Below are 12,831 nucleotides of genomic sequence, written 5' to 3'. Positions count from 1 at the left end.
CAAATTGACCGTTTGGTACTTGCTGATCATGGCCATTTTGCTTTTAGTATTTGGGCTGAGCTCTTATTATGCTTTGAGCTATAGCCTATATGATAACATTGATAATTTTTTGTTGACAAGAATGGATGATTTTAAAGGAGTATTGAAAAAAGCAGTGAATGTTGAAGATATTGAAAATATAAAAGCCTTGCCAAACGAAATGATTTTCATTTATAGTGACGATGGTAGCTTATTACGATTTTATGGTTATCTTATAAAAATACCTGATATTCAGGGTAAAGTGCAAAAAGCTAACTCTGGCGAAACATTTTTTTTCAATTTAACTACTGATTTCAATTGGAACACTAGATTTTATATTTCAAACGCACAACTAAACGAAAATTCAAATGTTGTCATAATCATTGGAAGATTTACAAATGAAATAGAGAATGTTTTGGCTCGTTTGAAAATGATTTTGATATCGACTGGTGTTTTAGTAATGATTCTTGCGGGGATAGGGGGATTTTTTTATGCCGATAGTTCTCTTCGACCTGTTGAAAAAATTATAGATACGGCAAAAAATATCGAGGAAAATAATTTGAATGAAAGGATAAAAGTAAAGTCACAAGATGAGTTAGGAAGGCTAGCCTCCACATTGAATCAAATGATTTCTAGACTTGAAAAAGCCTTTGAACAACAGAAGCAATTCACCGCAGATGTTTCTCATGATTTGAGAACGCCACTTTCTGTAATTCAAGCTGAAAGTAGTTTGTCTTTGAAAAAAGACAGATCGGTAGAAGAGTATAAAAAATCTTTAGAGTCGATCTTAGAAGAAACTTCTTATATGTCAGAAATTATCGATAAATTGCTTTTTTTAGCTAGGAGTGATAACAAAACTCAATTCTACAATTTTACGAAAATTAATTTGAAATCTTTGTTGGAGGAAGTCATAAAAAAAGTAAGTCCTTTGTACCACAACAAAGGTTTAACTTTGCAAGTTGAAAAATTGGAAGAGTTAAATATCTTGGCAGATAAAGATAAATTAAAAGAAGCAATCATAAACATTTTAGATAATTCTTTAAAGTACACGGATAAAGGAAAAGTTACTATTTCTTCTGTTAAAATTAGTAATTTTGCTAAAATATCGATAAAAGACACCGGTAGAGGTATTCCCCAAGAAGATTCACATAGAATATTCGATCGTTTCTATAGAGGAGATAAAGCAAGGACAAGCAGTGAAAAAAGTACCGGCTTAGGGCTTGCAATTGTTAAAGAGATCGTTAATGCTCATGATGGAAGAATAGAAGTCAAGAGCGAAGTTGGAAAAGGAACTGTGTTTTCTTTGTTTTTACCTGTTGAAAAATAAGGGCCAAAAGGCCCTTATTAGCTCCTTGCAAGATAAGTTGTGTGCAACAATTCATGAGATTTCTCGCTTAATGGTTCTTCTAGAAATTCTTCGTATAAAGTTTTGATAGCAGGGTTTTCATGAGATTTTCTTATTGGTGAAGATCGGTCAATTTCGTATATCGCCTGCATTCTTTTTAGAATTATTTCATTGTTTGTAGGGATAGGTTGACCACCTCCACCAATACATCCTCCCGGACATGCCATGAATTCCACAAAGTGATACTCTTTTTCACCGCTTTTGATCATTTCTAAAACCTTTCTAGCGTTCCCCAAACCATTCACAACAGCTACTTTTAAATTTATTCCGTTTATTTCTACCGTTGCTTCTTTTATTCCTTCAATACCTCTGACGGCTTCAAAGTCTAATTTTTCTAATTCTTCACCAGTTATCACTTCGTAAGCAGTCCTAAGTGCGGCTTCCATAACACCACCTGTTGCTCCAAAAATAGCGCCGGCACCAGAAGAGATGCCTAAGGGCTCATCGTAGTCCTCCGGTGGGACGTTCAACAAATCTATACCAGCTAGTTTAAACATTTTTGCCAATTCACGGGTAGTTAATACATAATCGACATCACCCTTCATCTCGGGTCTAACCCGTTCAAATTTCTTAGCGGTGCATGGCATTATAGAAACTACAACCATATCTTCTTTTGAAATTCCTAATTTGTTTGCATAATATGTCTTAGCAATAGCCCCAAACATTTGTTGAGGAGATTTACATGACGAAAGATTATCAATAAAATCGGGATAATTATGTTCTAAGAATTTAACCCATCCAGGACTGCAAGAAGTGAATAAAGGAAGTTTCCCATTGTTTTTAAATCTTTCAAGGAATTCACTAGCTTCTTCCATTATCGTTAAGTCTGCGGAAAAGTTAGTATCGAATACTTTGTCAAATCCTAACAATCTTAATCCTGCCACCATTTGTCCTGTAGCGATTTTTCCGGGTTCCGCTTCGAATTCTTCTGCTATTGCAACTCTAACGGCAGGAGCCGTTTGAACGATTACAAATTTACTTTCGTCAGAGAGAGCATTCCAAACTTGATCCATTTGATAAACTTCATGTAATGCTCCTGTGGGGCATTCTAAGATACATTGCCCACAATTTGTACAATCTACGTTCCCCATGCCTTTGTCCATGAAAGTTGTCACGTATGTATCGGGCCCTCTGTTTGCAATCGTTAATATGTTAACCGACTGAACTTCTGAGCATTTTCTGACGCATCGGTTACAAACAATACATTTTTGAGGCTCTCTCACAATAGAATAACTGCTTCTATCTTCTGGAAGACCATTAGATATCGGAGGAACCCTTATTTCAGTAACACCTATTTCTTCAGCAATCTCTTTTATCTCACAACTGCCCGATTTTGAGCATGTAAGGCAATTTAAGTTGCAGCTTATTCCATGAGAAGCTATTATCAATTCCATGATAGTTTTTCTTGTTTTTCTTACTCTTTGAGAATGAGTAAAGATTTCCATACCATCGGTTATTTTTGTTACACAAGCTGGTTTTAAGGTTCTTTCACCCTTTATTTCAACAGAGCAAAGTCTACAACTTCCAAAAGGTTCAAGCTTTTCAGAATAACAAAGTGTTGGTATTTTTATGTGAGCATTCTTTGTGGCATCTAAAATACTAATTTCATGGTCAAATTCATATTCTCTGTTGTTTATCTTTACTTTCATACTTCCACCTTCTTTGTGTAAAATTTCTCAAACAGGGAGAGAATGAGGTTCAACGAAGATTCTCCAAATCCACAGCGTGCTGCAGAACTTACCGCGTACTGTATATCAGAGATTATTTCTATATCTTTTGAAGTCGGATATCCTCTTTTATATATATCCGAAACGATTTTGCTTATATTCTTGTTTCCTTCTCTACATGGGAAACACGTTCCACATGTTTCGTCTCGGAAAAAGTCGGAGACATTTTTAACGATTTCTAAATAATTTCTTTGTGAAGAAACTACTATCATTCCGCCAGATCCGATGTTACTCCCCATTTTTTGAAGATTTTCATAGGTGTAAGGTACATCTAATTCCTCTTCAGTTAATACTTCGGTGGAAATTCCACCTGGGATAACAAAACCGATTTTTTCCCCTTTAACCCCTCCTGCCAATTCTTGTACGATATCTCTAACTGTTAACTTTCCAAATTCCACTTCGTAAACGCCGGGTTTGTTGACGTCACCACTGATAGAGACTAATTTTGTTCCTCTACTTTTTTCAGTTCCCATTTCTGAATAAGGGTTGTTATCATAGTTCATTATTTCTGCTGCTGCAGCTAATGTTTCAACGTTATTGACAACTGTCGGTTTGCCATACAATCCTTCAAAAACTGGTAAAGGAGGTTTTATACGAGATTTTCCTCTGTCTCCTTCAATGGAATTGATTAAAGATGTCTCGTCTCCACATACGTAGGCGCCTGCACCTCTCACTAACTTCAAATCAAACGAGAAATCTGAGTTTAGAATATTTTCTCCCAATATATTTTTTTCATAAAGTTTTTCGATTGCTTTCTTAACGATTTTTATTGCCTCTACGTATTCACCTCTAATGTAGATGTAACCATATTTTGATCCAGTGGCATATCCGCTGATTATTATACCTTCCAAAACTTTAAAAGGTAGATTTTCCAACAAAAATCTGTCTTTGAAAGTTCCTGGTTCTCCTTCATCAGCATTACATATGATAAACTTGGTGTCATCTTTAATTGAAAGTACCGTTTCCCATTTTATACCTGTAGGAAAACCAGCTCCGCCTCTGCCCCTTAAACCGCTTTCTTTCATTTTGTTGATTACTTTTTGGGGTTCCATCTTCAAAGCATTTTTCAAGCCGGGAAAGTCGTATTCTTCCAAACTTTTACCCAAGTCCTTTTTTAAAAAGATTTTTTCCATTTATTTAGCCTCCTATTCGAGTGAATCGAGTATTTGAATAGCCTTGGTAACCGTTAGATGAGTATAATAAGTATCGTTAACCATCATTACAGGTCCTTCATCGCAATGTCCCAAACATTCAACTACTTCTAAGGTGAATTTTTTGTCTTTTGTGGTTTCATTTTCTCCAACTTTGAGATAATCTTTTAGGGCTTTAACTAGTGCTGCGGACTCGTTTAATCTACATGAGACACTGTCACAAACACGTACGATGTATTTCCCAGTTGGTTCAAGATGGAACATAGAATAAAAACTGATCACTCCATACAACTGAGCTTTGGGGATGTCTCTTTTTTGTGAGATTCTCAAGATATCCTCTTCAGAGATGAACCCGTATGTTTCTTGAATATCGTGAAGTTCTTCCAAAAGTTCTTTTTCATAATACTTTTCCATTCCTTCGCCTCCTTCTATTTTTGAGATTGGAAACTTCTAATTTTGAAATGCAAAAATTTTAATGGTATTTATTAATAGAATCTAAATTGTTAATATTTTCATTAAATTTGAGCAATTTTTAACATATTTATGTGAAAAAAAGCACTAAAATAATACTATATACACTCTTAAAAAGCTTTCTTTAGCGCCCCTTCGCCCCGCTCCCCACCCATAAGGATAAAGAGTTTTTATCCTTCATCCCGGCTCCGCACTCATAAGGATAAAGAGTTTTTATACTTCATCCCGGCTCCCCACCCATAAGGATAAAGAGTTTTTATACTTCATTCCGGCTCCCCACCCATAAGGATAAAGGGTTTTTATACTTCACTCCAATTCCCCGCCCCTCTAAGGAAGGATCTGCAGTTTATAACCCGTAGGGGAAGAGCCATGTAGCCCACTTCATGATCTGTATTTTTATTATATCATCAAATTGTAAAACTACTCTTGGTAAAAACTTTAAAACCGAATATGCTATAATAATTATACATCCCAAAGGAGGCGATTTTTATGAAAAAGTACTTCAGTGTTTTCTTTGTTGTTTTGTTCTTATTTTCCACTATTTTCGCTTTCAAAGTAACCATGGTCACCGACGTAGGAGGATTGGGCGACAAATCTTTCAACGACGGAACATGGCAAGGCGTTTTAAGAGCGAAGGACGAATTAGGGGTAGAAATCGCAGTAATCCAATCATCTGAACAAACAGATTATTTACCAAATCTATCTAACGCTGCAAGAGATTCAGACGTGGTAATCGCCGTGGGATTTATGATGACGGATGTTTTATTCAACGTAGCTCCTCAATTTCCTGATGTTTATTTTGTGGGCATCGATATCGAACCATCTCCTGGACAGATAGTCCCTTCAAACGTTGTTTGTTATGTTTTCAACGAGCATGAATCAAGCTTCCCAGCAGGTTATTTGGCTGCAATGATGACCAAAACAGGAAAAGTAGGGTTTATAGGAGGAGTTCCAGTTCCTGCCGTCACCAAATTCGAAGCTGGCTACGCAGCAGGGGTTAAAGTATACAATGAATTACATAACGAAGATGTCCAAGTCATATCAGGTTATGCGAACACATTCAACGACCCTGCTTTAGGAAAGAGTTTAGCTCTAACACAGATGGAAAACGGTGCAGATATTGTTTTTCATGCAGCTGGACCAACGGGGAACGGCGTAATTGATGCTGCTAAAGAAAGAGGAAGTAATCTATACAATCTACCCAAAAATGCCCCCTTAGAGCAAATCATCGATAAATACTATGAATTAGATAAAAACTTTTTTGCAATAGGTGTGGATGTAGACCAAGATTACATGGCTCCGGGCTACGTATTGACAAGTGCTATGAAAAGAGTGGATACAGCTGCTTTTGAAGGCATTCAAAGCGCCATGTCTGTAAGAACCTTTGAATCTGGTGTCTTTAGATTAGGTATGAAAGAAGACGGTGTAAGTATAACGCCAATGAAATACACAAGAAGCATGGTACCCATTAGATATTTTGTCGAAATCGAATATCTAAAAAAATTGATAAAAGAAGGTAAACTGACAATACCATCAGATCCATCCCAAATAGGATCATTTGAAGTTCCTGAGATAACTTTTCCATATTAATAATTAAAATATCCCGCTTTTTGCGGGATATTTTCTATTTTAACTAAAAACTCTCACCAACCATTTTCACCTATTAAAGGCACAAACATACAACCATCAGAGTATTCAACCTTCATATTTCCATCCTCTAACTTGGTTATTTTATGTAAACGTTGAAAGGTTCTAGAACCAATCGGAATTACCATTCTTCCACCAACTTTTAGTTGAGAAAACAAAGGATCAGGAACTTTTGGCGCTGCTGCTGAAACTATAATTCCGTTAAATTCAACCTTTTCTTTTTTCCAACCTTTTGTTCCATCCCCAACCTCTAAAACAATATTTTTATAACCTAATTCCTCAAATTTACTTTTTGCTCTTTGGGCTAACGTTTCATTTCGTTCTATCGTATAAACAAAACGTGCTATCTCTGCCAGTAAAGCCGTTTGATAACCAGACCCAGTACCTATTTCTAAAACTACGTCTTTTTCTTTTAATTCTAATAGTTGAAGCATTAAGCCTATTATATAAGGTTGAGAAATAGTTTGCCCTTCACCAATAGGCAAAGGGCAATCATCATATGCATACTTCTCAAGATTTTTTGGAACAAACAAATGTCTTTTAACCTTCAAAAAAGCATTTAGAACTTTTTCATCGATTATACCTCTTCTTTTAAGCTGATACTCAACCATCATTCTATTTTCTTCCTCAAAATCCATCAAAATTTTCCTACCTTCAATGAAATATATTCATCTATTGCCTTAGCAGACCTTTTACCTGCCCCCATTGCCTCGATAACGGTTGCTGCTCCTGTAACTATGTCGCCTCCTGCCCAGACTCCTTCAACAGAAGTAGCACCGGTAACGGGATCTGCCTCTATATAACCCCATTTATTCAGTTTCAATTCAGGAAATGCGTTGAGTAATACCTTGTTTGACTCTTGACCTATAGCAACGATAAAAAGATCTGCAGGTATTTCAACATTACTATTTTCAATGGGGATAGGCCTTCTTCTACCAGAAGAATCAGGGTCTCCCAGTTTCATCTTTTGACAGATTACATTTGTCAATTCTCCCTTTTCGTTTCCTTTACACTCTATTGGATTAGTCAGCCACATAAAATTAATTCCCTCTTCAACGGCGTTTTCATATTCTTCTTTCCTTGCAGGCATCTCTTGTTCCGTTCTTCTATACACCACTGTGACGGTTTCAGCACCAAGCCTTAACGCCGATCTTGAAGCATCCATCGCGACGTTCCCTCCTCCAACAACTACCACATGTTTGCCTATCTTAACGGGAGTATCAACCAGAGGGAACTCATAGGCTTTCATCAAATTAACCCTTGTTAAGAATTCGCTTGAGGAGTAAACACCATTCAAATTTTCTCCTGGGATATTCAAGAATCTGGGGGTTCCTGCACCTGTTCCTATAAATATAGCGTCGAACTCTTCTCTCATTTCATCTATTGTAACTGTCTTTCCTACAACAACATCGGGCTCAATTTCCACCCCTAGTGATTTAACATATTTAACTTCTTCAAAAACTATCTCCTTTGGAAGCCTAAACTCAGGGATACCATAAGTCAGAACTCCTCCTGGTTTGTGTAAGGCTTCAAAAATTTTTACGTAATATCCCATCTTTGCCAAATCTGCTGCCACCGTTAGTCCCGAAGGTCCTGCACCTACAACAGCAACCTTCCCTTTGATATTGTTTTTAGACACTTGGATATTATTCTTTTCACTTTTTCTTTGAACTCTTTCCCAATCCGCCACAAACCTTTCTAATCTACCTATGGCAACTGGTTCAAAAGCACCTGATTTACCCAAGGTACATGCACCTTCACACTGATTCTCTTGCGGGCAAACCCTTCCACAAATGGCGGGTAAATTGTTGTAACTCTTCAGTATCTCTGCAGATTTAGCAAGGTTACCATCTCTCAACTCTCTTATAAACCCTCTTATATCTACCCCAACAGGACATCCGTTTATACAATTATATGCGCTATCTGGACATTGTAGGCATCTATCGGCTTCCATCATAGCCTCTTCCAAACAATAACCATATGCAACCTCTTGAAAGTTGTGCTTTCTCTCTTCAGGAGGTTGTTTTTTCACAGGAACTTTTTTCCTCAAAATCTTTTTTGGACGTTTTTTCTTTTTTTCTTCTAAAGACTCCTTTTCCTCGACTTTGTACTGCCCCAGCCTCTTTAACAATTCATCCCAGCCAACGAGCTCACCTTCAAATTCAGGGCCATCCACACAGGCAAATTTAACGCTATCTCCAACAGTTACTCTGCAACCACCACACATTCCTGTTCCATCTACCATAATTGGATTCAAAGATACTATTATGGGAAAACCAAGTTCTTGAGCGGTCTTTGTGGCAAATTTCATCATTATAACAGGTCCAATAGCCCAAGCCTTATCTATTTTTTCACCATCTGACACTACTTTTTTCATACCATCGGTAACCAAACCCTTGATACCTTTTGATCCATCATCTGTTGTTACTATTAACTTATCAGAAAACTGTGAAAACTCATCTTCTAAAATTAAAAGATCAGCGGTTCTTGCTCCCATAATCGATATTACCCTGTTGCCTTTTTCTTTCAACGCTTTTAAAATAGGTAAAATTGGGGCAACACCTATACCTCCACCAATCAATAATACCGTCCCATAATATTCGATTTCTGAAGGATTGCCCAAAGGTCCAACGACATGGGCAAAGGAATCTCTATTTTCAAAAGTTGCCATTTTCTTCGTACTTTTACCAACCACTTGAAATATGAGCCTTATCTTATCTTCAGCTTTATCGACTATAGTTAGAGGAATCCTTTCTCCATCTTCCTCTGCTATAACTATAACGAACTGACCGGGTTGTGCATGTGCTGCTATCTTTGGTGCTTCAACCCAAACACTGTATACATCTTGAGCTAACTTCTTTTTCTCGGATATTTCGAACAACACTTCCACCCCTTTTTAATTTTTTTCTATGTTTCTATTAAGATATTCTTGCAATCGTTCGTATGACATCGGTTAAATACTCTCCAACATTTGTAGTTTTTTTGGTAACTTCAGACCATTTATTTTACACGCCGCTTCCCAAAGCCAATTTTCTAAAGTTTTAGTATCAAGGTTATTTTGAGCCATTTGTTATCCTCCTATGTTCCTCACAAATAATTTAATCAAAATTTATCAAAATGAATAACCTTTTCAAGAGGCCTTTTTGGAACGTGGAAATTGCTGTTCTCGTCTATATAATATTCAACTGTCTCATCGTTATCCTCTGCAAAAGATTCATGCCCTTTATAACCTAAGGGAATTACTGTATCAATCTCATAGTCATCAGGAACTTTTAGGATTTCTCTTACATTTTCCCTGTTGATAGTAACGATAGGACATCCCCCTATACCTTTTGACCAAGCAGCTAACAAGATATTTTCAAACGCGGCTCCTATATCGTGACCAATCCATTTCGTGGCTCTATGTTTGTTAACTAAAATAAAAATATAAGCAGTTGGCTTTTCCCCTTCTTTAGGAGTCCCTTTTGGGGATATGTAGCTAGCCCAACCTAAATTTTCAAAGACTTTATCGCAAATTTCTTTATCTTTTACAACTATAAACTCTAATGGTTGTTTATTTGAAGCGCAAGGGGCTAACCTTGCACAATCTACTAACTCTTTCAATATTTCATCATCGATGGGATCTTGCTTGAACTTTCTGATGCTTCTTCTTTGTTTGATTATTTCTATTACATCCATGTTGTTGTTTTCCCTCCATTAATTATTTTTGTTAATGTTTTTTTAGAAGTTCTAAACCTTACTTTAGCGCCCCTTCGCCCCGCTTCCCACCCATAAGGAAAGGGTATTTTAATCCCTTTACTCTGCTCCCCAACCGTGAGGAAGAGTTAAGGTATTGATCCTTAGCCTCGCTGCCCATCCATGAGGAAAAAGAAATTTTAATCCCTTTAGCCTGTTCCCCACCCACAGTTGGCTGACATCTCTTATTGAATTTCTATGCCTAATTCTTTAAGAGGTATTTTGAACTCTCTTATACCAGATGAATATGGAGCAATTTCATAGAGCTGGTAGATTATTACCAGATCTTCATTTGTAACATAATAATCTCTATCATACCCTATCGTGTCTAGAGTTTCATCAACATTAAAATAAATTTTAGGGTCTGAGTTTATTTCTTCGATTATGGTTTCTTTGATTATTTGAAAAGATTCACCTGTGTCGTTACTATATAAATCTAAGAAATCGTAGAGATTTAGAAATTTACTTAGAGTTAGATCGTAATTGTAAGTTTCTCTTGTAGTCATTGGATGAGCTTGTAGATAAACAAAAGAAAAATAGTCCGCATAAAAACTGACAAAACTATCTGAATCAAATCCAACTTCTGATTCTATTATCACTTCAACGTATGGCCCTTTAGAATCTTCTATACTATTTCTAAAGCTATAAGACTCATCGAGATATTCACTTAAGAAGTCTTCAACATCTTTTGCTAAGTAACTATTTAAAAGAAAGGCACTTGGTGCATCCTTTGTACCGTAAAAAAATGGAATACTTACCCTTCCACTTAAGTTTTCCGTTAATTCTGACGATAGGGTTACATATTCGATTGAATAGAGAGTCATAGAAAACAGTATAAGCAACAAAAATATACTTAAAAACTTTTTCATAGTCGCTCTTCCCCTTAAAGCAAGTTTTTGATTGATTCAAGATACTCTTTGATTATATTTTTTGATCTTTCAAACTTTTCAGTTTCTTCATCATTCAAAGTTATATCGATAGTTCGTTCCACACCGTCTTTGTTTATAACCGCCGGATATCCTATGTACATATCATCCAGCAACACCGAAGGTGTATATACCCTACCTTCATTCTTTATTATCGATTCTACTAGTGCAGTTGTTGCTGAAGCTATTCCATAATTAGTTGCACCTTTTTTGCTTATTATAGTGTAAGCAGAATTTTTTACATCTTCAAAAATCTTACTCAGATCTTTATTACAGTTATCTTTGTACGGGCAATTACGGCAAAAACCTTTAATTGGAACACCTCCAATCATTGCCGAACTCCACGCTACCAACTCTGAGTCACCATGTTCCCCTATTATATAGGCGTGAACACTCATTGGAGAAACCCCACAATTTTTACCTATTAAGGCTCTCAGCCTTGCAGTGTCCAATATAGTTCCAGTTCCAATTACTCTATTAGATTCAAAACCAGTTACTTTCCATACCACATAGCTCATAACATCAACAGGGTTAGTAATATTTATTATCAACGCATTTGGAGCATATTTTTTTATGTTCTCTGAAATGCCTTTTATTATTTTAGCATTTTTTATGGTCAAATCTAACCTTGTTTCGCCAGGCTTTTGTGCGGCTCCTGCTGTAATAATTACTATATCGCTTCCTTCTATATCGCTATACTCCCCAGCCCTTATGATCATTCTTTTGTGAAAAGTTGTAGCATGCAGTAAATCCAATGCTTCACCTTCAGCCATTTCTTTGTTGAGATCGTAAAGAACGATCTCGTCAGCAACCGCTGCGTTTATTAAAGCGAAAGCGGTACTTGAACCCACTCTTCCCGTTCCTATTATGCTTATTTTCAAAATTGTATCCCTCCAATTTTCGTTTTTTTACAATCTTTGGAATTCCTAAATTTAGTAACTATTTAAATAAAGGAAACCTAATTTAATAAAAATCCAGAAATCACTCATAATTCTTACCACTAATTAATACTTTCAAATTTTTTAAATTTCAATAACCTTTCCTGCGCCACCTTCTATATACGCTTCTGGAAAAAGCCTTTTAATATCTTCTTTGTGTTGGGTACAATGTGTTGCACAAATTAGTTTTAAACCTTTCAAAGATTCTGCAGGTGTTCCGTGTAACCCTCCAATTATTCCATAGACATCTCCAAATGTTGAAGCGGTTTTTAATATATTCTCCATCTTTGGATGAGAGCATCCAGCTATGACTATTATTCCTTTTTCAGTTTTTACACAAAGAGATTGTTCTATCCCTTCTAATTCTCCAGTGGAATAAATGCCTTCATGTATTTCAGTAGGACCTTTTATGGTAACAACTTCTTTCGCATTTTTCACTCCCTTAAAAGATGGTGGAACGTAAACCGTTACATTAGGGTTTTCCGAAAGAAAACCCGACAAGCCTCCCACATGATCGTAGTGATTGTGAGATATAAAAACCTCATCTATTGTAGATGGATCAACTCCCAACTTTTTCATGTTGTTTAACAGAATCTCTCCACTTCCACCAGTATCGAAAAGTATCTTAGGTGCTTTTTCTACTTCAATCAAAGCAGAAAATCCCCAATTAGCTTGGAGATCTTTGTCATACACTGTGTTATCGTATAAAATAGTAACTTTCAATTGTTTACTTTCTGCCATCGTTGTTCCCCCTTCTTTATAATTACTTTCTTAAGAAGATCTAAAACATTATAATATAGCGCCCCTTTGCCC

Annotated in this window: 11 protein-coding genes; 2 read left to right on the top strand and 9 right to left on the bottom strand. The window is 36.4% G+C overall.

Annotated features, from left to right (window positions below; translation table 11 throughout):
- Nucleotides 1-4: 4 nt before the first annotated feature.
- Nucleotides 5-1,345: a sensor histidine kinase gene (locus AA81_RS12165; protein ID WP_103899175.1), complete on the top strand. Its 1,341-nt coding sequence runs from the start codon at nucleotides 5-7 to the stop codon at nucleotides 1,343-1,345.
- Nucleotides 1,346-1,362: 17 nt separating this feature from the next.
- Here the strand turns inward: AA81_RS12165 and AA81_RS12160 are convergent, their stop codons facing one another.
- The 3 genes from AA81_RS12160 to AA81_RS12150 are packed head-to-tail and all read right to left on the bottom strand — an operon-like array spanning nucleotide 1,363 to nucleotide 4,715.
- Complete coding sequence (locus AA81_RS12160; protein WP_103899174.1) at nucleotides 1,363-3,072, bottom strand: NADH-dependent [FeFe] hydrogenase, group A6; 1,710 nt, start codon at nucleotides 3,070-3,072, stop codon at nucleotides 1,363-1,365.
- Nucleotides 3,069-4,283 carry a complex I 51 kDa subunit family protein gene (locus AA81_RS12155; protein WP_103899173.1) on the bottom strand — a complete coding sequence of 405 codons (1,215 nt, stop codon included), beginning with the start codon at nucleotides 4,281-4,283 and terminating at the stop codon, nucleotides 3,069-3,071. The genes AA81_RS12160 and AA81_RS12155 overlap by 4 nt, the downstream gene beginning before the upstream one ends.
- Nucleotides 4,284-4,295: 12 nt before the next feature.
- Nucleotides 4,296-4,715, bottom strand: coding sequence for an NADH-quinone oxidoreductase subunit NuoE family protein (locus AA81_RS12150; RefSeq protein ID WP_103899172.1), 420 nt, complete (start codon nucleotides 4,713-4,715; stop codon nucleotides 4,296-4,298).
- 546 nt (nucleotides 4,716-5,261) lie between these two features.
- On the opposite strand from AA81_RS12150, the gene AA81_RS12145 reads away from it, so the two are divergent.
- Nucleotides 5,262-6,362 (top strand): BMP family lipoprotein, encoded by a 1,101-nt coding sequence (locus AA81_RS12145; RefSeq protein ID WP_103078226.1) that lies wholly within the window; start codon nucleotides 5,262-5,264, stop codon nucleotides 6,360-6,362.
- A 53-nt stretch (nucleotides 6,363-6,415) separates the two neighbouring features.
- Here the strand turns inward: AA81_RS12145 and AA81_RS12140 are convergent, their stop codons facing one another.
- The 6 genes from AA81_RS12140 to AA81_RS12115 all read right to left on the bottom strand — a co-directional run bounded on the left by AA81_RS12140 (nucleotide 6,416) and on the right by AA81_RS12115 (nucleotide 12,759).
- Entirely contained in the window at nucleotides 6,416-7,057 is a 642-nt protein-coding gene (locus AA81_RS12140) for a protein-L-isoaspartate(D-aspartate) O-methyltransferase (RefSeq protein ID WP_103078225.1), read from the bottom strand.
- Entirely contained in the window at nucleotides 7,057-9,300 is a 2,244-nt protein-coding gene (locus tag AA81_RS12135) for a bifunctional dihydroorotate dehydrogenase B NAD binding subunit/NADPH-dependent glutamate synthase (protein WP_103078224.1), read from the bottom strand. The genes AA81_RS12140 and AA81_RS12135 overlap by 1 nt, the downstream gene beginning before the upstream one ends.
- A gap of 221 nt (nucleotides 9,301-9,521) precedes the next feature.
- Nucleotides 9,522-10,097 (bottom strand): nitroreductase family protein, encoded by a 576-nt coding sequence (locus AA81_RS12130; protein WP_103078223.1) that lies wholly within the window; start codon nucleotides 10,095-10,097, stop codon nucleotides 9,522-9,524.
- Nucleotides 10,098-10,339: 242 nt separating this feature from the next.
- On the bottom strand, nucleotides 10,340-11,023 hold the full coding sequence (locus AA81_RS12125; RefSeq protein ID WP_103899171.1) for an RsiV family protein: 684 nt from the start codon (nucleotides 11,021-11,023) through the stop codon (nucleotides 10,340-10,342).
- A 14-nt stretch (nucleotides 11,024-11,037) separates the two neighbouring features.
- A complete protein-coding gene (locus AA81_RS12120; protein ID WP_103899170.1) occupies nucleotides 11,038-11,961 on the bottom strand; it encodes an L-lactate dehydrogenase in 924 nt (307 codons plus the stop codon).
- 141 nt (nucleotides 11,962-12,102) lie between these two features.
- Nucleotides 12,103-12,759, bottom strand: a complete 657-nt coding sequence (locus AA81_RS12115) for an MBL fold metallo-hydrolase (protein WP_103899169.1) — start codon at nucleotides 12,757-12,759, stop codon at nucleotides 12,103-12,105.
- Nucleotides 12,760-12,831 lie beyond the last annotated feature (72 nt).

The sequence above is a fragment of the Petrotoga halophila DSM 16923 genome (assembly GCF_002924615.1).
Note: the sequence above shows the minus strand (reverse complement) of the source record. Positions and strands in the feature narration are given on the sequence as shown.

Excerpts from the sequence above, each read along its gene's own strand:
- AA81_RS12160 (WP_103899174.1), bottom strand. The coding sequence starts at position 3,072 with ATGAAAGTAAAGATAAACAACAGAGAATATGAATTTGACCATGAAATT.
- AA81_RS12155 (WP_103899173.1), bottom strand. The coding sequence starts at position 4,283 with ATGGAAAAAATCTTTTTAAAAAAGGACTTGGGTAAAAGTTTGGAAGAA.
- AA81_RS12150 (WP_103899172.1), bottom strand. The coding sequence starts at position 4,715 with ATGGAAAAGTATTATGAAAAAGAACTTTTGGAAGAACTTCACGATATT.
- AA81_RS12145 (WP_103078226.1), top strand. The coding sequence starts at position 5,262 with ATGAAAAAGTACTTCAGTGTTTTCTTTGTTGTTTTGTTCTTATTTTCC.
- AA81_RS12140 (WP_103078225.1), bottom strand. The coding sequence starts at position 7,057 with ATGGATTTTGAGGAAGAAAATAGAATGATGGTTGAGTATCAGCTTAAA.
- AA81_RS12130 (WP_103078223.1), bottom strand. The coding sequence starts at position 10,097 with ATGGATGTAATAGAAATAATCAAACAAAGAAGAAGCATCAGAAAGTTC.
- AA81_RS12125 (WP_103899171.1), bottom strand. The coding sequence starts at position 11,023 with ATGAAAAAGTTTTTAAGTATATTTTTGTTGCTTATACTGTTTTCTATG.
- AA81_RS12115 (WP_103899169.1), bottom strand. The coding sequence starts at position 12,759 with ATGGCAGAAAGTAAACAATTGAAAGTTACTATTTTATACGATAACACA.